The sequence below is a fragment of the Luteimicrobium xylanilyticum genome (assembly GCF_009429125.1).
In the GTDB taxonomy this organism is placed as follows: Bacteria; Actinomycetota; Actinomycetes; order Actinomycetales; family Cellulomonadaceae; genus Luteimicrobium; species Luteimicrobium xylanilyticum.
This window is the reverse complement of the sequence record NZ_CP045529.1, coordinates 3796851-3815478: the sequence shown is the minus strand read 5'-3', so window position 1 is coordinate 3815478 and position 18628 is coordinate 3796851. Positions and strand designations below refer to the sequence as shown.

Annotated in this window: 26 protein-coding genes; 18 read left to right on the top strand and 8 right to left on the bottom strand. The window is 73.2% G+C overall.

The window, feature by feature from the left end; genetic code table 11:
• Nucleotides 1-14: 14 nt before the first annotated feature.
• Both KDY119_RS16955 and KDY119_RS16950 read right to left on the bottom strand, forming a co-directional pair.
• The gene (locus tag KDY119_RS16955) at nucleotides 15-368 is read right to left on the bottom strand and encodes an iron chaperone (RefSeq protein ID WP_036947690.1); all 354 of its coding nucleotides are present in this window, start codon (nucleotides 366-368) and stop codon (nucleotides 15-17) included.
• 28 nt (nucleotides 369-396) lie between these two features.
• Nucleotides 397-1833 (bottom strand): dicarboxylate/amino acid:cation symporter, encoded by a 1437-nt coding sequence (locus tag KDY119_RS16950; RefSeq protein ID WP_051136350.1) that lies wholly within the window; start codon nucleotides 1831-1833, stop codon nucleotides 397-399.
• A 432-nt stretch (nucleotides 1834-2265) separates the two neighbouring features.
• Between KDY119_RS16950 and KDY119_RS16945 the strand changes: the two genes are divergently transcribed.
• Together KDY119_RS16945 and KDY119_RS16940 are read left to right on the top strand one after the other, a co-directional pair.
• The gene (locus KDY119_RS16945; protein ID WP_153022571.1) at nucleotides 2266-3051 is read left to right on the top strand and encodes a TetR/AcrR family transcriptional regulator; all 786 of its coding nucleotides are present in this window, start codon (nucleotides 2266-2268) and stop codon (nucleotides 3049-3051) included.
• 64 nt (nucleotides 3052-3115) lie between these two features.
• The gene (locus KDY119_RS16940) at nucleotides 3116-3859 is read left to right on the top strand and encodes a glucose 1-dehydrogenase (RefSeq protein WP_036947684.1); all 744 of its coding nucleotides are present in this window, start codon (nucleotides 3116-3118) and stop codon (nucleotides 3857-3859) included.
• Between the two features lie 40 nt (nucleotides 3860-3899).
• Here KDY119_RS16940 and KDY119_RS16935 read toward each other — a convergent pair whose 3' ends face one another.
• Nucleotides 3900-4262, bottom strand: a complete 363-nt coding sequence (locus tag KDY119_RS16935) for a TraR/DksA family transcriptional regulator (protein WP_036947681.1) — start codon at nucleotides 4260-4262, stop codon at nucleotides 3900-3902.
• 229 nt (nucleotides 4263-4491) lie between these two features.
• Between KDY119_RS16935 and KDY119_RS16930 the strand changes: the two genes are divergently transcribed.
• From KDY119_RS16930 to KDY119_RS16910, 5 genes are all read left to right on the top strand, one after another.
• On the top strand, nucleotides 4492-5322 hold the full coding sequence (locus tag KDY119_RS16930) for an alpha/beta fold hydrolase (RefSeq protein WP_036947679.1): 831 nt from the start codon (nucleotides 4492-4494) through the stop codon (nucleotides 5320-5322).
• 56 nt (nucleotides 5323-5378) lie between these two features.
• Nucleotides 5379-6161: an alpha/beta fold hydrolase gene (locus KDY119_RS16925; protein WP_194174267.1), complete on the top strand. Its 783-nt coding sequence runs from the start codon at nucleotides 5379-5381 to the stop codon at nucleotides 6159-6161.
• Nucleotides 6162-6309: 148 nt separating this feature from the next.
• Entirely contained in the window at nucleotides 6310-7008 is a 699-nt protein-coding gene (locus KDY119_RS16920) for a hypothetical protein (RefSeq protein WP_227994410.1), read from the top strand.
• 91 nt (nucleotides 7009-7099) lie between these two features.
• Nucleotides 7100-8281: a MalY/PatB family protein gene (locus KDY119_RS16915; RefSeq protein WP_036947676.1), complete on the top strand. Its 1182-nt coding sequence runs from the start codon at nucleotides 7100-7102 to the stop codon at nucleotides 8279-8281.
• An 82-nt stretch (nucleotides 8282-8363) separates the two neighbouring features.
• Nucleotides 8364-8639: a type B 50S ribosomal protein L31 gene (locus tag KDY119_RS16910; RefSeq protein WP_036947674.1), complete on the top strand. Its 276-nt coding sequence runs from the start codon at nucleotides 8364-8366 to the stop codon at nucleotides 8637-8639.
• A gap of 21 nt (nucleotides 8640-8660) precedes the next feature.
• Here KDY119_RS16910 and KDY119_RS16905 read toward each other — a convergent pair whose 3' ends face one another.
• Nucleotides 8661-9791, bottom strand: coding sequence for a CobW family GTP-binding protein (locus tag KDY119_RS16905; protein ID WP_153022570.1), 1131 nt, complete (start codon nucleotides 9789-9791; stop codon nucleotides 8661-8663).
• Between the two features lie 100 nt (nucleotides 9792-9891).
• On the opposite strand from KDY119_RS16905, the gene rpmB reads away from it, so the two are divergent.
• From rpmB to KDY119_RS16870, 7 genes are read left to right on the top strand one after another with little or no spacing between them, the layout of a single operon-like run.
• Nucleotides 9892-10128 carry a 50S ribosomal protein L28 gene (rpmB, locus tag KDY119_RS16900; protein ID WP_036947667.1) on the top strand — a complete coding sequence of 79 codons (237 nt, stop codon included), beginning with the start codon at nucleotides 9892-9894 and terminating at the stop codon, nucleotides 10126-10128.
• Complete coding sequence (gene rpmG / locus KDY119_RS16895) at nucleotides 10128-10298, top strand: 50S ribosomal protein L33 (RefSeq protein ID WP_036947664.1); 171 nt, start codon at nucleotides 10128-10130, stop codon at nucleotides 10296-10298. Before rpmB ends, rpmG begins: the two co-directional genes overlap by 1 nt.
• Entirely contained in the window at nucleotides 10298-10603 is a 306-nt protein-coding gene (gene rpsN, locus KDY119_RS16890; protein WP_036947661.1) for a 30S ribosomal protein S14, read from the top strand. The genes rpmG and rpsN overlap by 1 nt, the downstream gene beginning before the upstream one ends.
• Before the next feature lie 38 nt (nucleotides 10604-10641).
• Nucleotides 10642-10929, top strand: a complete 288-nt coding sequence (locus tag KDY119_RS16885; RefSeq protein WP_036947658.1) for a type B 50S ribosomal protein L31 — start codon at nucleotides 10642-10644, stop codon at nucleotides 10927-10929.
• Nucleotides 10926-11048, top strand: coding sequence for a type B 50S ribosomal protein L36 (ykgO, locus tag KDY119_RS16880; RefSeq protein ID WP_036947655.1), 123 nt, complete (start codon nucleotides 10926-10928; stop codon nucleotides 11046-11048). Before KDY119_RS16885 ends, ykgO begins: the two co-directional genes overlap by 4 nt.
• Nucleotides 11048-11209: a 50S ribosomal protein L32 gene (gene rpmF, locus KDY119_RS16875; protein ID WP_036947652.1), complete on the top strand. Its 162-nt coding sequence runs from the start codon at nucleotides 11048-11050 to the stop codon at nucleotides 11207-11209. Before ykgO ends, rpmF begins: the two co-directional genes overlap by 1 nt.
• A gap of 4 nt (nucleotides 11210-11213) precedes the next feature.
• A complete protein-coding gene (locus KDY119_RS16870) occupies nucleotides 11214-12311 on the top strand; it encodes a CobW family GTP-binding protein (protein ID WP_227994409.1) in 1098 nt (365 codons plus the stop codon).
• 74 nt (nucleotides 12312-12385) lie between these two features.
• Here the strand turns inward: KDY119_RS16870 and KDY119_RS16865 are convergent, their stop codons facing one another.
• From KDY119_RS16865 to KDY119_RS16855, 3 genes are read right to left on the bottom strand one after another with little or no spacing between them, the layout of a single operon-like run.
• Entirely contained in the window at nucleotides 12386-13291 is a 906-nt protein-coding gene (locus KDY119_RS16865; RefSeq protein ID WP_227994408.1) for a metal ABC transporter permease, read from the bottom strand.
• Entirely contained in the window at nucleotides 13288-14139 is an 852-nt protein-coding gene (locus KDY119_RS16860) for a metal ABC transporter ATP-binding protein (protein WP_083890693.1), read from the bottom strand. Before KDY119_RS16860 ends, KDY119_RS16865 begins: the two co-directional genes overlap by 4 nt.
• Complete coding sequence (locus KDY119_RS16855; protein WP_051136348.1) at nucleotides 14126-15094, bottom strand: metal ABC transporter solute-binding protein, Zn/Mn family; 969 nt, start codon at nucleotides 15092-15094, stop codon at nucleotides 14126-14128. The genes KDY119_RS16860 and KDY119_RS16855 overlap by 14 nt, the downstream gene beginning before the upstream one ends.
• A 190-nt stretch (nucleotides 15095-15284) precedes the next feature.
• Between KDY119_RS16855 and KDY119_RS16850 the strand changes: the two genes are divergently transcribed.
• The 4 genes from KDY119_RS16850 (at nucleotide 15285) to KDY119_RS16835 (ending at nucleotide 18147) form a co-directional block, all read left to right on the top strand.
• Nucleotides 15285-15566 carry an HU family DNA-binding protein gene (locus KDY119_RS16850; protein WP_036947645.1) on the top strand — a complete coding sequence of 94 codons (282 nt, stop codon included), beginning with the start codon at nucleotides 15285-15287 and terminating at the stop codon, nucleotides 15564-15566.
• Between the two features lie 144 nt (nucleotides 15567-15710).
• Nucleotides 15711-17240, top strand: a complete 1530-nt coding sequence (locus tag KDY119_RS19460) for a YibE/F family protein (protein ID WP_227994407.1) — start codon at nucleotides 15711-15713, stop codon at nucleotides 17238-17240.
• 56 nt (nucleotides 17241-17296) lie between these two features.
• The gene (gene crcB, locus KDY119_RS16840; protein WP_036947641.1) at nucleotides 17297-17767 is read left to right on the top strand and encodes a fluoride efflux transporter CrcB; all 471 of its coding nucleotides are present in this window, start codon (nucleotides 17297-17299) and stop codon (nucleotides 17765-17767) included.
• Nucleotides 17764-18147 carry a fluoride efflux transporter FluC gene (locus KDY119_RS16835; RefSeq protein ID WP_036947638.1) on the top strand — a complete coding sequence of 128 codons (384 nt, stop codon included), beginning with the start codon at nucleotides 17764-17766 and terminating at the stop codon, nucleotides 18145-18147. The genes crcB and KDY119_RS16835 overlap by 4 nt, the downstream gene beginning before the upstream one ends.
• Before the next feature lie 27 nt (nucleotides 18148-18174).
• Here the strand turns inward: KDY119_RS16835 and KDY119_RS16830 are convergent, their stop codons facing one another.
• Nucleotides 18175-18612: a MarR family winged helix-turn-helix transcriptional regulator gene (locus KDY119_RS16830; protein WP_036947634.1), complete on the bottom strand. Its 438-nt coding sequence runs from the start codon at nucleotides 18610-18612 to the stop codon at nucleotides 18175-18177.
• Between the last annotated feature and the right edge of the window lie 16 nt (nucleotides 18613-18628).

The window sequence follows — 18628 nt, the reverse complement described above, 5'->3', positions numbered from 1 at the left end:
GTTCGACGGCGCGCTCAGCCCCGGATCTGCGCGACGCGCGCGTCCACGAGGGCGGTGACGACGTCGTCGGGCAGCGGGTGCGCGGGGTCGAACCGGATGGTTCCCTTCGCGCGCCCGCTGCCCTCGACCGCGTCGACCTGCCCTACGACGGCCTCGACCGCTGCGGGGCTGAACGGGTAGATCCCGACGTGGGCCTTGGATCGGACCACGGCGAGCAGGGGCTTGCCGTCGAGCACGAGCGCCGCCATGCCGTAGCTCGTGCCCTGCTCGGCGTCGGGCACGCGGGCCTGCGCGACTTCGTATACGTGCCCGACGACGTCCCGGTCGTCGTCGGGCAGGCCGGCGAGGTAGTCGTCCACGGTCCCCATCGCCCCATCGTGGCCCGAGCCGACGACGTCAGCGCGCCGAGCCCACCAGCTCGCCTTCCGCCTCGGTCGCGTCGTCGGCTCCGGGCGCCGCGGCCGGCGCACCGGCGCTGGTCACGTCGGCGTCATCGTCGCTGAACAGGTCGTCCGCGGTGGCCGACTGGTACTGCTCGATGTCGAGGATGCCCTCACGCTTGGCGACGACCACCGGCACGAGCACCTGCCCGGCGACGTTGGTCGCGGTGCGGCCCATGTCGAGGATCGGGTCGATCGCGAGGAGCAGCCCGACGCCCGCGAGCGGGAGACCGAGGGTCGAGACGGTGAGCGTCAGCATGACGAGCGCCCCGGTGAGGCCGGCGGTCGCGGCGGACCCGACCACGGACACGAACGCGATGAGCAGGTAGTCCGTGAGCGACAGGTGGATGCCGAAGAGCTGCGCGATGAAGATCGCGGCGACGGCCGGGTAGATCGAGGCGCAGCCGTCCATCTTGGTGGTCGCACCGAGCGGCACGGCGAACGACGCGTAGGACTTCGGGACGCCGAGGTTGCGCTCGGTGACCCGCTCGGTGACGGGCAGGGTCCCGATCGAGGAGCGCGAGACGAAGCCGAGCTGGATCGCCGGCCAGGCACCGCGGAAGTAGCTCGAGACCTTGAGCCCGTTGGAGCGCAGGATCACCGGGTACACGACGAACAGCACGAGCGCGAGGCCCACGTAGATCGCGATCGCGAAGCGCGCGAGCGGGGACAGCAGGTCCCAGCCGTACGAGGCGACGGCGTTGCCGATGAGGCCGAGCGTGCCCAGCGGCGCGAGGCGGATGATCCACCACAGCACCTTCTGGACGATCGCGAGCGCGGAACGGCTGAAGGCGATGAACGGGTCGGCCTTCTTGCCGGACTTGTACGCGGCGATCCCCACGACGATCGCGATCACGACGATCTGCAGCACGTTGAAGCTGACGTTCGTCTCGGCGGCACCGTCGGTGATCTGCGTCGAGGCGCCCAGGCCGAGGAAGTTGCCGGGGATCAGGCCGGTGAGGAAGTCGATCCAGGTGCCGGTGTGGCTCGGCGCGCTGCCCTGGGAGATGTCGAGCGACGTGTGCTTGCCCGGCTGGAAGACCAGGCCGAGCGCGATGCCGATCGACACCGCGACGAGCGACGTGATCGCGAACCAGAGCAACGTCTTCCACGCGAGGCGCGCGGCGTTGGCGACGCCCTTGAGGTTCGCGATCGACACGACGATCGCGAGGAACACGAGCGGCGGGACGACGGCCTTGAGGAGCGTCACGAAGTCGGAGCCGATGGTGCCGAGGGTCGTGGTGAGCCAGTTCGGCGTCTCGTGGCCTGCGGGGCCGACCTCGCCCATGGAGCGGGCGACCCAGCCGAGGAGGAGGCCGAGCACGAGGCCCGCGATGATCTGGACGCTGAACGACGGCCAGCGTAGGCGGCGCTGGGGGGAGGGCGCGGACACAGGGGTTCCTTGTCTGGTGGTGGGGCGTGACGGGGTCGACCCGTCGCACGACGACGACGACACGACGACCGCGCGCGTGGGCGCGGCGAAGGAGGTGGTGCGGGGTCGGGTGGGCGGGAGCCGCTCGGTGCTGCCGGCGTCGGTGCCGGCGGCCGTGTGCTCGGAGGGAGCGCTACCTGTTCAGCGACACAGCGCGCTGGCGACGCGTCGGTAGTCGACGTCGCGGCGCACGGTGAACAGGCGCTCGAGCACGGGGGATCTCCTGCGGGTGGGAGGCGGGTACCGGTGGGTACGAGGAGGAACCTTAACAACGGGTCCACCGCCCGGACAAACGTCTCACTCAGGGAGACGAAACGTTCCGAACTTTAGGCGACACCTGTTGCCAAACGGAACGCCTGCGACGTACGGTGGGAGGGACTTCCAGGAGGTGTCGTGGACCGCCGAACCGTCCGCACCCGCGCGGCACTGCGCGCGGCCGTCCTCGAGCTCGCCGCGCAGCGCGACGTCGGCGACCTCTCCGTGGTCGAGGTCGCCCGCCGTGCCGGGATCAACCGCGTCACCTTCTACGACCACGCGCCCAGCCCCGCGGCGCTCCTGGTCGCTGCCCTCGCCGAGGAGCTCGACGAGATCCGCTCCCGGCTCCTCGAGCCCGGCGTCGCCGCTGTGCCCGGCGCGGACGGCGCGGGCGACGCCCCCGGAGCCGATGACCCGTCCGACCCGCTCGAGGTCGTCGACCGGGTCGCGCGCGCCGTCGCCGACCACGTCGAGCGGCACGCAGCCGTGTACGAGCGGGCACTCGTCCGCGAGACGTCCTCCACGTCCGGCGCGACCCTCAGCGCCCCCCTGTCCACGCTGCTCGCCGACCACTTCACGCGCACGCTCGAGACCTTCCTGGCCCGGCACCCGGGGCTGCGCCCGCCCGCTGCGCTCCGCCCGACGGCGCCTGGTGTCGCCCCCGCGGAGACCGGCCACCCGGCCCCCGCGCGACCCGGCACGCAGGCGAGCGACCCCACCGGGGCGAGCGCCGTCGTCGGCGACGCGACGGAAGCACGCGAGGTACGGGCGTACGCGCGCTACGTCGCCCTCGGGTCGGTCGGGGCTCTCGAGACGTGGCTCGCTTCGCCCGCCCCGCGCGACCCCGACTTCTTCCCACGCGTGGCGTGCGCCGCGCTGCCCGCGTGGTGGACCGCGTCCCCACCGGACCCGGTCACCGACTGAGACCACCCGCGGACCGCGGGACCACACCGACACCCACGAGGTGTCCGACGAGAGGAGCCCCACCATGGGCCGAGTACAGGACAAAGTCGCCATCGTCACCGGAGGGACGGGCGGCATGGGCACCACGCACGCGACCGCGTTGATCGCGGAGGGCGCGAAGGTCGTCATCGCCGACCTCGACGACGCGAAGGGCGCCGCGCTCGCCGCCGAGCTGGGCGAGAACGCCCGCTACGTCCACCTCGACGTCACGAGCGAGGACGACTGGGCGAAGGCCGTCGCAGCGACCGTCGAGGCGTTCGGGACCGTCGACGTGCTCGTCAACAACGCCGGCATCGCCAACGGTGCCGCCATCACCGACTTCACGCCCGAGATGTGGCGCAAGATCATCGACATCAACCTCACCGGCACCTTCCTCGGCATCCACGCGGTCGCCGGGATCATGGCCGAGGCCGGCTCCGGGTCCATCATCAACGTGTCGTCCGTCGAGGGCCTGCGTGGCAGCCCCGGGCTGCACGGGTACGTCGCCTCGAAGTTCGGCGTCCGCGGGCTGACCAAGTCCGTCGCGCTCGACCTCGGCCCGCGCGGCGTGCGCGTCAACTCGATCCACCCCGGGTTCATCGAGACGCCCATGACCGCGTCGCTCAACCCCGACGACCTGATGATCCCGCTCGGTCGGGCCGCCAAGCCCGAAGAGGTCTCGCAGCTCGTCCTGTTCCTCGCGAGCGACGAGTCGAGCTACTCCACCGGTGCGGAGTTCGTCGTCGACGGCGGCCTCGTCGCCGGCGTCCCGGCGCGCGCCCACCACTGACGCGCGCTCGCGCCCGCCTGCGCTCGACCGGATCGGGCTGTCAGCGGTCGTTCGCATCGACCCGTGCCTGGCACCCGACGCAGAAGCGTGCCGTCGGGCGGGCAGCGAGGCGCGCCTCGGGGACAGGCTGCCCGCAGCGCTCGCACCTGCCGTACGTGCCGTCGTCGAGCCGGGCGATGGCGGCATCGATCTCGTCGAGCCGGCGGTGCGCACCTGCGGCGAGCGTCGACACCTGCGCGCGGTCGAAGGCGAGCGTCGACCCCTCGGGGTCGTGCTCGTCGTCGGAGTTGGCGTCGCGCCGGGCGTCGGCGATGTCGGAGAGCTGACCGTCGAGGGCAGCGAGGCGTGCCGCGGCTTCCCGCCGGAGCTCGTCGAGCCGCGCACGCACCCGTGCTTCGTCCATCCTCCGATCATCCGTCGGCACCGGGCCGGTCCGCCCGTCGCCCGCTCAGCGGGAAGGTCGCGAGCCGGCGGCGAGTCCCGCTGGCTCGCGGGGTGGACGAGCCCGGCGAGCGGGTGAAACACGTCCGACCCGCGTCACGATCCGTCGTCGGGGCGCTCCCCTCCCCAAGGACGGACCCGTGCGGCATGGGCGCGGCTCCCGACAGCCCCGGACGACGGAGTGCAGCGACGTGACCGACGCGCGGCAGGACTCGACGACGCAGGTGCCGACCTGCCTCGGCGACCTGACGGTGCGCGTCGTCGGCAGCGGCCCGCCGGCGCTCCTCTGGCACAGCCTCCTCGTCGACTCGTCGTCGTGGTGCCGGGTCGAGGCCGACCTGGCGGAGCGTCGGACGCTCGTCATGGTCGACGCACCCGGTCATGGTGGGAGCGCGTGCCCGCCGCGACGCTTCAGCATCCACGACTGTGCCGCGGCCGCCCTGGACGTGATGGACGCGCTCGACGTCGGCGTCGCCGACTGGCTCGGCGTCGCGTGGGGCGGCCGGGTCGGTCTGGCGTTCGCCGCGGCGTACGGCGAGCGGGTCCGGTCGCTCACGACCTTCAGTGCACCGCCGTACTGCCTGCCCGCCGTCTGGCGGCACGTCACCGCGTCCCTGCTGCTGCCCTACCGTGCGGTGGGGCCGCTCGCACCCGTGACCGAGGCGGCGATGACGTCGCTCCTCGGTGAGCGCGCGCGGCGGACGGACGTCGACGCTGCGATCCTCGTGAGCCGCGCGTTCCTCGGCGCCGAGCGTGCCGGGTTGGCCCGCAGCGTCCGGAACACGCTCCTGCACCCCGAGGACCTGAGCGGCATCCTCGATCGGGTCGCCGTGCCCACCCTCGTGGTCGCGGGCGGTGCGGACGAGACGTTCACCGCCGAGGACGCCGCCCTCGTCGCGCGGTCCATGCCGCGTGCGCGCAGCGACGTCCTCGAGTCCGTCTTCCGTCTCGCACCCGTCGAGCGGCCGCACGAGACGGTCAAGCTCGTGCTCGAGCACTGGGACGAGTCGGCCTGGGTGTGATCTACGGCGTCCCTGAGCGTGACGAGCCGCCGTCCGGGCGGGTCGTCCCTACGGTCGTGGGCAGGCTCCACGTGCGCGTGACCGGACAGGGGCCGCCGGCCCTGCTCTGGCACAGCCTCGTGACGGACAGCAGCGTGTGGCAGCGTGTCGAGCCGGAGCTCGCACGTCACCGCACGCTCGTGCTCGTCGACGGTCCGGGCCACGGTGCCAGCGGCTTGCCGCCCCGTCGGTTCGGGACGTCCGACTGCGCCATCGCGGCGCTGCAGATCCTCGACACGCTGGGATATGGGACCGTCGACTGGGTCGGGACCGGCTGGGGTGCCCGCGTCGGACTCGCTGCAGCGGTCGGCTCGCCGGACCGGATCCGTTCCGCCGTGCTGTTCGGCGCCCTGGACATGTGGCGGCCGTGGTGGAAGCGCGCGGCAATCCGGGCCGCGCTGAGCGTGCACGCGGTCGTCGGTGCGGTCGCGCCCCTGGCGGAGTTCCTGATGCGGTCGACGCTGGGGGACCGCCGTCGCCGGATCGACCCCGAGGCCGCGGTCACGGTGAGCAGCGCGTTGCGGAAGATCTCGCGTCGCGGGGCCAGCCGCGTAGGCATGAGCGAGCTGCAGCCCGTGCGGCCCGCGGACGAGGTCGGTCCGCTCGTGACCGCTCCCGCCCTCGTCGTCGTGGGCGAGGAGAGCCCACGGCCCGCGCTCGCGTACGCGGAGCGGTTGGTGGAGGCGGCTCCGCACGCTCGCCTCGTGATCGTGGAGCACGTGTTCGAGCTCGTCCCGTTGGAGGAGCCGGAAGCGGCGGTGGAGCTCGTGCTGGAGCACTGGTCGCGCACGGCGTCCTAGCGACCGTGCCGGCGTGCACTCCTTGCGCGAATCCCGTGCGGGGCGACCCGTTGCGACCGGGTGTGACCCGCGCGACACTGGAACCACCGGCGACGACGCCGGGTGTTGGCTCTCGAACCGTGCTGACCGACCCGAGGGGGTGGCCCTCATGGCTACCGCGTACGACGTCCTGCCGATGCTGGGACGTGGCAAGCACCGCAACCCGCGCAAGGGCGCCTGCTTCATGGAGCTGGCGTCGTACCTGGCGGGGGAGAAGTGGTCGGACCACCCGGCCTGCACGCATCCGCTGCTCGCGATGCTGGCGCGCGCCGTGAACGACCTGACGTCCGACGCCGGTCGCCCGCAGCTCGCCCCGCTGATCCCGTCGGTGATCGGGGTGAACAGCGACGACCCGCACTGGGACATCCAGATCGCGCTCGACGCCGCGGTCGCCGCGCTGCCCGACGCCCCCGAGTACCGCCAGCGCACGCTCGCGGTCGCGATCATCGCCTGCGAGCGGATCCTCGACGACCTCGACGCCCGCGAGCCGGGCACGCGGTCCCTCGAGTCGCGGTCCGCGCTCGCGGAGGCCCCGGCGACGACGGCGTGGGCCGAGGAGTTCTGCCGTGGCTCGATCGCGAAGCCCGCACGGTTCGTGCGTGACGCCGCGCCGAGCATCGTCGGGTCGGCGGTCCTCGCGATCGCGGAGTCCGCCAGCGCCGACGTCGACGCGCGTCTGCGTCGTCTCCTCGAGTCGACCGTCACGCGGTGCCGCGCGTGGGCCGACGTGGACGGCGACGAGCCGCGCACCCTCGCGCCGGAGGTCTGGGGCGACGTCGTCCGTGCGGTGCCGGCCACGGCGGTCTGACTCCGTCCCCGCGGCCGACGCCGCACCTCGGTCCAGGACGGGCGCATCCTCGCGGGGATGCGCCCGTCCGGCGCGTCGCTAGCCTCGTCCTGTGACTGCCGCGCTGCCGCCCGACCCGCTCAACACGCTGACCCTCGACCAGCTCCGGACCCGCACGAGCGTCAAGTGGCGCGAGTACGAGCCCGACGTGCTGCCGCTGTGGGTCGCCGAGATGGACGTGGTCCTCGCGCCGGGGGTCGTCGAGGCGGTCACCCGGGCGCTGCGCGACGGCGACACCGGCTACGACCACGGCTTCCGGTACGCGGAGGCGTGGGCCTCGTACGCGTCGGACCGGTGGGCCTGGCACGTCGACCCGGCCCTGACGATGACGGTGCCCGACGTCATGACGGGCGTCGTGCACGCGCTGGGCGTGCTCACGGAGCCCGGGGACGCCGTCGTCGTGAGCCCGCCCGTGTACCCGCCCTTCTACAGCTTCGTGCCGGGGGCGGGCCGTCGGACCCTCGACGCGCCCCTCACGCCGGAGGGACGGCTCGACCTGGCCGACGACGGCGCCCTCGACCGGGCGTTCGAGGTCGCCCGGGCGGACGGCCGGGCCGCGGCGTATCTGCTCGCGAACCCGCACAACCCGACCGGCACCGCACACACGGCGGACGAGCTCGAGCGACTGTGCGCGCTCGCGGAGCGGCACGGCGTGCGGGTGCTGTCGGACGAGATCCACGCGCCCCTGAGCGGCCGGCCCGGCGTCGACGAGGTGCCGACGTTCACGTCGGTGCTGCAGGTCGACGGCGGGGAGCGGGCGCTCGCGCTGGTGTCGCCGTCGAAGGCCTGGAACCTCGCAGGGCTCCGGGCGGCGCTCCTCGTCGCGGGGCCCGGCGCGGCCGCGGACCTGGCGCGGGTCCCGGAGCGTGCGCTCGACGGCGTCAACCACGTGGGAGTGATCGCCCAGACCGCGGCGCTCGAGACGGGGCGCGGGTGGCTGGACGAGGTGCTCACGGCGCTCGACACGAACCGCGCGCTGCTGGCCGGGCTGCTCGGTGACCGGCTGCCGGACGTCGGCTACCGCCGCGACCACTCGACCTACCTGGCGTGGCTGGACTGCCGTGGGCTCGGCCTCGGCGACGACCCGGCGCAGACGTTCCTCGAGCGGGCCCGGGTCGCGCTCAACCCGGGGGTGAGCTTCGGTCCCGGAGGGACGGGGCACGTGCGCCTCAACCTCGGCACGTCGCGCGCGATCCTCGCCGAGGCCGTGGACCGGATGGCGTCCGTCGTGTGACCGCACGGGAATGCCGGGGTTGCCTGAGCCGTTCGTGCGAGGGACGCTCGAAGGAGCGCCACGACCGACCGAGGGAGCGACCATGAAGAACGACATCCACCCCGAGTACGGCTGGGTCGTGTTCCGGGACGCCTCGGCGGACTTCGCGTTCCTGACCCGATCGACGCTCTCGGCGGACAACGCCGGCGGGCCGGGCCGCCCCGAGAAGACCGTCGAGTGGACCGACGGCAAGTCGTACCCCGTGATCGACGTGGAGATCTCGTCGGCGAGCCACCCGTTCTACACGGGCACCGCGCGCGTCGTGGACACCGCCGGTCGCGTGGAGAAGTTCAACCGCCGGTACGGCCGCAAGAGCTGAGGCCCGGGCGACGGGCGGCGCTCACGCGTCGGCCCGGTCGCCGAGCCACGGCGCGAGCACGTCGTCGCGTCCGAGCCACGCGAGGCCGCCGTCGGCCGCCTCGGCCGGGGTCGCGAGCACCTCGTCGAACGCCTGAGCGAGCGCCGTGCGCTCGTCCCCGACGCCCGTGAGGACGAGCCGGGTGCGCCGCGCGCGGCGTCCCCAGCGCCCGTTCGTGCCGACGTGGAGCTGACCGCCCGCGCCGTCCCAGACGCAGACGGTGTCGGGCCGGTTCGGCACCCAGAACACGCCCCGCCCGCGGATCCGCCCGGCGCCGAGCTGCTCGATCTGCTCGACGAGCCGCTCGGGATGGAACGGGCGGTCGCTGGTGAGCTCGAGGGACCAGACGTCGCCCTGGCCGGGGTGGACGTGGGCGTGCAGCGGGTCCGAGCGGTGGTCGGCGAGGCGTGCGTCGTGCCGGCGTGACGCGAGCGCCGACGACGTCAGGTGGGTCAGTCCGTCGATCCGCGCGGTACCCGGCCCGCGCAGGTGGTCGACAAGCTGGGAGCCCCGCACCTCGGCCCGGGTCGCGTCGTCCTCGACGGGCTCGGCGAGGACGACGACGTCCGCGTGCTCGACCTGGGCGGCGACCGCTTCGCCGAGCGACCGGTCGTCGTCCGCGTGGAGCGCGAGGCCGCGCTCGTCGAGGGTGTCGTCGTCGAGGAGGTCGTGCTCGAGGCGCGCCGCCTCGGCGACGCACGCGACGGACGCGAGCCGGGCGCGGCGCAGCTCGCCGCCGGCGGGCCGGGTGGCCCAGGCGAGCGCACGGGCCGCCGGGAGCGACTCGGCCGTGACCGGCAGGGCGAGGACGACGGCGTCCCACCGGCCGTCGCGCGTGAGCCGGTCGATCGTCGGGATCGCGTCCTCGCGCACGGAGCAGCTCAGGCACGCGTGCGCGAGGGGGATCCGTTCGTCGGCGAGCACCGCGGTGCCGTCGAGGACGACGCGGTGCAGCTCGCCGTCGTCGACGTGCAGGTCGTGGCGGAGCACGACGGTCCGGGGCGCGTCGACCAGGAGGTCGAGGATCGCGAGCTCGCGCAGGACCGGGTCGGTCGTCGCGAGGACGCTCACGGGCACGCGTCCGGGTCGGTCGGGGCGGGGGAGACGGGTCATGAGGTTCCTCTCCGGGTCGGGAATTGCGGACCATGCTAGCGCGTTGCTGAGAACGATAATCATTCGCTAGTGTGATCGAACCACCACGGAAGGAGCGGCCATGTCCGCCGTCTGCCAGGTCACGGGCAAGCGCCCCGGGTTCGGCCACGCGATCTCGCACTCGCACGTGCGCACCAAGCGCCGGTTCGACGTGAACGTCCAGCGCAAGCGGTACTGGGTGCCGTCGCTGGGCCGTCACGTCCGGCTCCGGGTCTCCACCGAGGGGATCAAGATCATCGACAAGCGCGGGATCGACGTCGTCGTGGCGGAGATGCTCGCACGAGGAGAGAGGCTCTGATGGCCACCAAGCACACCGACCTGCGCCCCGTCGTCAAGCTCCGTTCGACCGCGGGGACCGGGTTCACCTACGTCACGCGGAAGAACCGTCGCAACGACCCCGACCGGCTCGTGCTGCGCAAGTTCGACCCCGTCGTCCGCCAGCACGTCGACTTCCGCGAGGAGCGCTGATGGCGAAGGCGTCGAAGGTCGTGCGCAACGAGCAGCGCCGCGCGGTCGTCGAGCGGTACGCCGAGCGACGCGCGGAACTCAAGCGCGTGATCGCCTCGCCGGACGCGAGCGCCGAGGCCAAGCACGCCGCCGTCGTCGAGCTGCAGAAGCAGCCCCGCGACGCGAGCCGCACGCGGCTGCGGCACCGCGACGTCGTCGACGGACGCCCCCGCGGCTACGTCGGGAAGTTCGGGCTGAGTCGCATCCGGCTGCGCGAGATGGCGCACCGCGGCGAGCTGCCCGGCGTCACCAAGTCGAGCTGGTGACCGGTCCCACCGGCCACCCCACGCCCCGAGGAGAAGACATGAAGCAGGACATCCACCCCGGCTACGGCTGGGTCGTGTTCCGGGACGCGTCGGCCGACGTCGCGTTCCTCACCCGCTCGACGCTCGCGGCCGACAACCCGGGCAACCCCGGGCGCCCCGAGAAGACCGTCGCGTGGGCCGACGGCAACACCTATCCGGTGGTCGACGTCGAGATCTCCTCGGCCAGCCACCCCTTCTACACGGGCAACGCGCGCGTCGTCGACACCGCGGGCCGCGTCGAGAAGTTCAACCGCCGGTACGGCCGGCAGGACAGGAGCACCCGATGAAGGTTCGCGCGTCGCTGCGCTCGCTCAAGGACAAGCCGGGCTCGAAGGTCGTCCGGCGCCGGGGCAAGACGTTCGTGATCAACAAGCAGAACCCGCACTGGAAGGGCCGTCAGGGCTGATGGCGGTCCCCAAGCGGAAGATGTCCCGCAGCCGGACCCGCAGCCGTCGGGCGCAGTGGAAGACGACGCTGCCCGAGCTCGTGACGGTGCGGACGCCGTCGGGCGAGACGACGCAGGTCCCGCCGCGGCTCGCGAACGCGGCCAGGCGCGGCCTGCTCTGAGGCCATGAGCCTCCGTCCGCCGTCGGGCACACCGACGACCGGCGCACCCATGACCGGCACACCGACGACCGGCACCGCTCAGGTGCCGGTCGTCGTGCTGTCCGGGTACCTGGGGGCCGGGAAGACGACGGTCCTCAACCACCTGCTGCGCTCGCCCGGGGCGCGGGTCGGGGTCGTGGTCAACGACTTCGGCGCGATCGGCGTCGACGCCGCGCTCGTGCGCGGCCAGGTCGACGAGCCGGCGTCGATCTCGGGCGGGTGCCTGTGCTGCCTGCCCGACGCCGGCGGTCTCGACGACGCGCTCGAGCGTCTGACGCAGCCCCGGCTGCGGCTCGACGTGGTGGTCGTGGAGGCCAGCGGCGTCGCGGACCCCGCCGTCCTGCGCCGGCTCGTGCGGTTCAGCGGCGCCGAGCGGGTGCGGCCCGGCGGCGTCGTCGAGGTCGTCGACGCGCTCGCGGCGCCCGGTCTCCTGGCGGACGGGACGTTGCGGGACTCGCGGTTCGCCGCGGCGTCGCTCGTCGTCGTGACGAAGACGGAGCACCTCGCCGCGAGCGAGCGAGGAGTGAGGCTCCGTGACCTCACGGCTGCCGTGCGCGCCAAGAACGCGGACGCGCCCGTCGTCGTCGCGCCCGGTGGGCACCTCGACCCGGCGCTCGTGTTCGATGCGGCGGAGGCGACCGACCCCGACGACGAGCTCCCTCTCGGCTCCCTCGTCCGCGCCGGTGCGGCGGGGCACGCGGACCACACCCATGCCGACACCGTCACCGTGCTCGCCCCCGGACCGGTCGACGCCGGCGCGCTCGTCGACGTGCTTGAGGACCCGCCCGGCGGCGTCTACCGGCTCAAGGGGACGGTCGTCGTCGACACCGGTCGGACCCTGCGCCGGTACGTGGTACATGTCGTCGGGCGGCAGGTGTACATCGCTGCGCACGACGGCGGCCCTCGGGGTCCGGACGGTCTGGTCGCGATCGGGACGGGCCTCGACGAGGGAGAGGTGCACCGACGCCTCGCCGCCGCCCTGCGCCCGGACGCCGGCCGGGCGCCGTCGGGCAGGAGCGACGGGCTGCGTCGCCTCGTCCGCCACCGCCGCCTCAGCGCCTGACGGTGACGTAGTCGTCCTGGAGGCCTAACTCGCGGGGTGGGAGGGCCGCCGGCCTGTCTCGCAGGCCGCGGCGGTCAGACGTGGGCCGGGTGCTCGTCGGTGGCGCGCGAGGGTGCCCCGACGATCGCCCCGCCGGCCCGGTGCGACGCGCGCGCGGCCACCCAGACGACGAACCAGACGACGCAGGCGATCGTGACGATCACGAAGCTCGGCGGCAGATTGAGCATCGCGGAGAACGCGAGCCCGGCCCACACGGACACGAGCGAGATCACGGCCGACACCGCCATCGCGCGGCGCGGGCGCGGCGTGAGCTGGATCCCGGTGGCGGCAGGCGTCACGACGAGCGCGAACAGCAGCAGCGTCCCGACGACCTGCACGGCCATGGTCACCACGATCCCGAGCAGCGCCATGAACACGACGGACAGCGTCCGGACGGGCACGCCGCGCGCCTCGGCGACCTCGGAGTCGACGGAGGCGAAGAGCAGCGGCCGGTAGATGAGCGCGACGGCGAGAGCCAGCGCGACCAGCATGATCGCGAACACGACGAGCTGTTCGTTCGTGATGGCGAGCAGGTTGCCGAACAGGACGTTCGTCATGGTCGACGACGACTTGGTCGCGAGCGAGTTGAAGTACAGCCCCAGCCCGGTCGCCATGGCGAGGACGGTGCCGGTCGCGACCTCCCGGTCGGCGGCCTTCTTGCCGAGCGCCCCGATCACGAGGGCGCCCCCGACGGCGAAGATCCCGAGCCCGAGGCTCACGGGGATCCCGACCAGGACGGCGCCCGTGGCGCCCGGCAGCCCGATGTGGGCGAGCGCGTGCGCGGCGAACGCGGTGTTCCGCACGATCACGAAGTAGCCGATGAGTCCGGCGGCGAGCGCCACGATGGTCCCGCCGAGCAGCGCGTTGCGCATGAACTCGGAGGTGAGGATCTCCCACCAGTTGTCCTGGTAGGTGACGAGGTCGACGGTCCGCACGGTCACACGCTCCTCATGAACAGCTCGCCCTGCGGGGTGCGGACGACCTCGATGCGCGTCCCGTACAGGTGGCTGAGCAGGTTCTCGTCGACGACGCCCGACAGGGGCGCGTGGTGCGCGTGCCCGTCGAGCAGGTAGACGGCGCCGTCGAGCACCGACAGCAGGGGGTTGAGGTCGTGCGCGACGACCAGGATGGTGACGCCGAGGTCCCTGTTGAGGCGTCCGAGCAGGTCGACGATCTCGCGCTGGTTGCGCAGGTCGAGCGCGGCGAGCGGCTCGTCCAGGACGACCAGGCGCGGTCTCGACACGATGGCCTGGGCGATGGCGACGCGCTGCCGCTGCCCGCCGGAGAGCTGGGACACGCGACGGTTCGCGAACCCGGTGGCGTCGACGGCGGCGAGCGCCTGGTCGACGCGGTCGCGCTGCTCGCGCGTGATCCGCGAGAACGCCCACCGGTTCCCGGTGAGCCCGAGGAGGACGGCGTCGAAGGCCCGGATCGCGTCGCCCGCCGTCGACGTGTAGTCCTGCGGCACGTAGCCGATGTCGTCCCGGCCCGACGACGGCCCGTCGCCCGGGGCGTGGCCGAGCACCCGGACCCGGCCGGACGCCGTCGGGACGAGCCCGAGGATGACCTTGAGCATGGTCGTCTTGCCGGAGCCGTTGGACCCGATGATCGCGGTGACGGAGCCGGCCGGGATCTCGAACGTGCCCTCGGACCAGACGAGGTGGCCGCCGCGCACCACGCTCACGTCGTCGAAGACGAGCGCGGGCGGCGCGCCGACGGGGGCGGCGCCGGTCTCGGCGCTCGCCCCCGTCGGCGTGCTCGTGGTCGGGGTGGGGTCAGGCGTCGACACCGAGGGCCTTCGCGAGCGCGGTGAGCTGGGACACCTGCCAATCCTCGAACGACGAGGCCCCGGGCGCCACCGTCTCGGTGACGTCGACGATCGGCACGCCCGCCTTCTCGGCGGCCTGGTGGACCTGCTCGGGGATCGAGCCCTCGGTCTGCGTGTTGTAGATCAGGACGTCGACCGACTTGTCCGCCAGGACGTTCTGGAAGTCCTTGAGGTCGGCGGGCGACGGGTCGCTCTCGTTGGCCGCGGCCCGGGCGAAGCCGGCGGGCGTCTTGTCGACGAGCCCGATGGCCTGCGCCATGTAGTCGAACACGCTCTCGGTCGCGCCGTAGGTCTTGCCGGCGGCCTCCTTCTTGAGCTTCGCCACGAGATCCGTGTAGGGCTGCAGCGTCTGGGTGAGCTTGCTGCGCTGCTGCTCGAAGTAGCTCTTCGCGTCGGGCGCCAGGGTCTCGAGCTCCTGGGTGACGGCGTCGGAGACCTTGGTGACGTAGTCGGGCGAGTACCACAGGTGCGGGTTCGCGCCGTCGGCGGCGCCCACGACCTTGCCGGCGTCGACGACGGGCGCGCTCTTCGCGGACGACGCCGCGAGCTTGGAGGCCCACGGGTCGTAGTCGGCGCCGTTGACGACGACGAGCTTCGCCTTGGTGAACTTCACCGCGTCCGCGGGGGAGGGCTCGTAGTCGTGGGGGTCGACCGACGAGCTCGCAAGCACGGTGGTCACGTTCGTGCAGTCGCCGCCGAGCTGGCTCACGAGGTCGCCCCACTGGTCGACGCTCACGACGACGTCGACGGGCTTGGTGGGGCAGCTGCCCGAGGCGCCGGTGGTGCCGTCGGTCGACGTCGCGCCGTCCGACGACGAGGAGCACGCGGCGAGGGCAAGGGTCGTGGCGGTGGCGAGCGCCGCGGTCGCGGCGAGGGTGGCGCGGCGGCGACGTGCGGGGGAGGCGAGGAAGCTCATGTCGATAACCATAATGAGAATCCTTCTCGGGAAGCAAACCGCGAGACGCCTCATCGGCCTGTCGAGTGCGCATCGGAGCCGCGGATTCCCTAGAGTTGGGCCGACGTCCGGCGGTCCGGACGGGCCGCAGAGCCGGCACGGGGGCCCTCGTGCCACCGACCGCTCTGGTCCACACGATGAAGGGAATGGCATGTCGCTCAACAAGTCCGAGCTCGTCTCGGCCATCGCGGAGAAGTCCGACCTCACGAAGGCGCAGGCCGAGGACGCGCTCAACGCCTTCCAGGAGGTGCTGATCGAGTCGCTGGGCAAGGGCGAGGCCGTCAAGCTCACGGGCCTGCTCTCGGTCGAGCGTGTCGAGCGTGCCGCTCGCACCGGCCGCAACCCGCGCACCGGCGAGGAGATCGCCATCCCCGCCGGCTACGGCGTGAAGCTCTCGGCCGGCAGCCTCCTGAAGAAGGCCGTCTCCGCCTGAGACCAGCACCACCGGCGCCGCCCCTGACCGGGCGGCGCCCGCCCGAGGGGTCGCACGTCCGCGTGCGGCCCCTCGCTGTGTTCTCCGGCGTCCTCGGGCGCGTCGTGGTGCCCGGTCCCAGGCAGGAGTGCGAGCATCGCCCCCGTGAGCAGCCCCCGGCACGCCGAGCGTCCGCGTCCCGCCTCCCGTCCTGAGGGACACGCGCACGGCCACGGACACTCGCACGACCCGGCGCTCGCCGCCAGCGTGCCGACGACGACCCGTTCGAGCCTCGTCGTGCTCGTCTGCCTCGTCCCCGTCCTCCTCGCCACCGTGCTCGGGGCGGCCCTGCTGTGGCCGCAGGGCGACAAGCTGCCCCACAAGATCGAGGCCGCCGTGCCCGGCGCGGCGGTGCTGCACGCCACGGTGCTCGGTCCGGCGGACTCCGACGGCAACGTCCCGGTCCGGGTCACCGAGGTCGGGGCTCCCTCGCCCGACCCGACGGCGAAGACCCGGGTGGCGAAGCCCCCGGTGAAGACCGGGCAGAAGGTCTCCGCGAACGCGCCGACCGAGCTCGTGCAGTACGGCTTCAAGGCCGGGCAGAAGGTCACCGTGATGTACCTCCCGGCCGGCGCCGCGGCCTCGGGCGACGCCGGGACCTCCGCAGGCTCGGGCGGCACCGCCGGCAGCGACGGCGACGGCTCGGCAACGTCTCCCGCCGACGGCTCGGTCGACCTCGCCGACCAGAGCGCCTACAGCATCGTGGACTTCGACCGGTCCTTCCCCGTGGGCCTGCTCGCGCTCACGTTCGCCGTGCTCGTCGTCGTCGTCGCGCGGTGGCGGGGCCTCGCGGCCCTCGCCGGGCTGGGCATCACGCTGCTCGCGGTGGCGTTCTTCACCGTGCCGGCGCTGCTCGAGGGCCGGTCCGCGCTGGGTGTCGCCCTCGTGACCGCGGTCGCCGTCATGTTCGCGACCCTCTACCTCGCGCACGGGTTCTCGGTCCGCACGTCCACCGCGCTCCTCGGCACGCTCGCCGGGATCGCCATCACGGGGGTGGTGGCCTGGTGGGCGTCGGGCGCGGCCCAGGTGACCGGAGCGACCAGCGAGGAGTCCTACTGGCTGCCGAGCCAGGCTCATCACGTCAGTCTCGCGGGCGTCGCGCTGTGCGGGATGCTCCTCGCCGGGCTGGGCGCGCTCAACGACGTGACGATCACTCAGGCGTCGTCGGTGTGGGAGCTGCGGGCGCTCGCGCCGGACGCCAGCCGACGCTCGCTGTTCACGTCCGCGCTGCGGATCGGGCGCGACCACATCGCGTCGACCGTCTACACGATCGCGTTCGCCTACCTGGGGGCGTCGTTGCCGCTCCTGCTGGCGGTGTGGCTCCAGGAACAGCCGCTCTCGCTGTCCCTCACCACCGGGTCGGTGGTCGAGGAGATCGTGCGCACGCTCGTCGGCATGATCGGGCTCGTGCTCGCCGTGCCGCTGACGACCGCGATCGCAGCCGCCTGTGTGCCCGGCGGACCCGCCACGGAGCGCTCGCCGGCGAACCGAGCGGCCGGGGCCGAGACGTCCGCTGACGGAGCCGCCGTCCCGGTAGACTCGGCCGCGGCGATGGATCCCGCCGAGGTCACCTTCGCCGGTACCGGCCAGATGAGCGACAGCGAGTTCTGGTCCGACCGGCGCGGTCGCGCCTGAACCGCCGTCCCGGCTGATGGTTCCTGTCTGCATCGTTCCGCGCGGATAGGAGAGCTGTGCCCGCCACCAGGCGTCGTCCCCACCACCTGGACCCGCTGCTGCTGCTCGTCGTCGCCGTCGGCGGTGCAGTGGGCACGTGCGCCCGCTACGGGCTCACGAAGGTCCTGCATGTCGAGCACGGCTTCCCGCTCCCGACGTTCGTCGCCAACATGGCCGGCGCGTTCCTGCTCGGCGTCCTGCTCGAGCTGCTCGTCCGGGCGGGGCGTGAGACGCACGGTCGGCGGGTCGTGCGGCTCGGCATCGGCACGGGCTTCATGGGCGGCTTCACGACGTTCTCGAGCCTCGCGCTCGAGGTCGAGCGACTGCTGCAGGACGGCCGGGTAGGGCTCGCCCTCACGTACGGGCTGGGGTCCGTCGTCCTCGGCTTCGCCCTGTGCCTCGTCGGGGTCCTGTTGGCCGCCCGACACCACCGCCGCCTCGTCGTGCTGCTGCCGCGCGACCCCGACGCCCCGGAGCTCGGGCTGTGAGCGGCGGGCTCGCATGGGTGCTGGTCTGCGTGATGGGCGGCGTGGGCGCGGTGGCGAGGTTCGTCGTCGACGGCACGATCAAGGGTCGCTGGACCCGTGCCTTCCCGGTCGCGACGTTCGTCATCAACGTGACCGGGTCGTTCGTGATCGGCGTCCTGGCCGGGTCCCTGGCCTACGGCCCCCTCACGGCGAACGGGTACCTCCTGCTGGCCACGGGCTTCTGCGGCGGGTACACGACCTTCTCGACGGCGATGGTCGAGACCGTCCGCCTCGTCCAGGCCGGCGACGTGCTGCGCGCCGTCGGGAGCGGGTTCGGCACGCTGTTCGTGTGCGTCGGTGTGGCCGCGCTCGGGGTGGGGCTGGCGTCGCTCGTCTGGTGACGGTCGAGCCCGAGGACCCGGGCTGGCTCAGCCGGTCGGCATGTCCGGGCCGAGGAGCGAGGCGAGCAGGTCGCCCAGGCGCTCGCGGTCCGCGTCGTCGAGGACGTCGAACGAGGCGTCCAGCACGGCGTCGACCTCCTTCTGCGCCTCGGTGCGCAGGTGCTCGCCGGTCGCGGTGATGCGGTGCCGGACGGCGCGACCGGGTCCGCTGACGCGCTCGACGAGGCCGCGCGCGACCATGCGGGCCGCGAGCGTGCCCATCGACTGGTCGGTCTGGAACGTGAGCACGGCGAGCTCGTGCAGCGAGGCCTCGGGGTGCGCGTGCAGGTGACGCAGGGCGTCCCACTGGGCGACGGACAGCCCGAGGGGGGCGAGCCGCCCCTCCATGGCGCGATGGTGGCGCACCTGGAGGCGTTTGACCGCGAGCCCGAGCCGGGCGGCGTCGTGGATGGTCCCTCGTGCCATGGGCTCAACATATCAG

Coding starts and splice junctions, on each gene's coding strand:
- KDY119_RS16955 (WP_036947690.1), bottom strand. CDS start 368: ATGGGGACCGTGGACGACTACCTCGCCGGCCTGCCCGACGACGACCGG.
- KDY119_RS16940 (WP_036947684.1), top strand. CDS start 3,116: ATGGGCCGAGTACAGGACAAAGTCGCCATCGTCACCGGAGGGACGGGC.
- KDY119_RS16935 (WP_036947681.1), bottom strand. CDS start 4,262: ATGGACGAAGCACGGGTGCGTGCGCGGCTCGACGAGCTCCGGCGGGAA.
- KDY119_RS16920 (WP_227994410.1), top strand. CDS start 6,310: ATGGCTACCGCGTACGACGTCCTGCCGATGCTGGGACGTGGCAAGCAC.
- KDY119_RS16910 (WP_036947674.1), top strand. CDS start 8,364: ATGAAGAACGACATCCACCCCGAGTACGGCTGGGTCGTGTTCCGGGAC.
- KDY119_RS16905 (WP_153022570.1), bottom strand. CDS start 9,791: ATGACCCGTCTCCCCCGCCCCGACCGACCCGGACGCGTGCCCGTGAGC.
- rpmB (WP_036947667.1), top strand. CDS start 9,892: ATGTCCGCCGTCTGCCAGGTCACGGGCAAGCGCCCCGGGTTCGGCCAC.
- rpmG (WP_036947664.1), top strand. CDS start 10,128: ATGGCCACCAAGCACACCGACCTGCGCCCCGTCGTCAAGCTCCGTTCG.
- rpsN (WP_036947661.1), top strand. CDS start 10,298: ATGGCGAAGGCGTCGAAGGTCGTGCGCAACGAGCAGCGCCGCGCGGTC.
- KDY119_RS16885 (WP_036947658.1), top strand. CDS start 10,642: ATGAAGCAGGACATCCACCCCGGCTACGGCTGGGTCGTGTTCCGGGAC.
- ykgO (WP_036947655.1), top strand. CDS start 10,926: ATGAAGGTTCGCGCGTCGCTGCGCTCGCTCAAGGACAAGCCGGGCTCG.
- rpmF (WP_036947652.1), top strand. CDS start 11,048: ATGGCGGTCCCCAAGCGGAAGATGTCCCGCAGCCGGACCCGCAGCCGT.
- KDY119_RS16870 (WP_227994409.1), top strand. CDS start 11,214: ATGAGCCTCCGTCCGCCGTCGGGCACACCGACGACCGGCGCACCCATG.
- KDY119_RS16855 (WP_051136348.1), bottom strand. CDS start 15,094: ATGAGCTTCCTCGCCTCCCCCGCACGTCGCCGCCGCGCCACCCTCGCC.
- KDY119_RS16850 (WP_036947645.1), top strand. CDS start 15,285: ATGTCGCTCAACAAGTCCGAGCTCGTCTCGGCCATCGCGGAGAAGTCC.
- KDY119_RS16830 (WP_036947634.1), bottom strand. CDS start 18,612: ATGGCACGAGGGACCATCCACGACGCCGCCCGGCTCGGGCTCGCGGTC.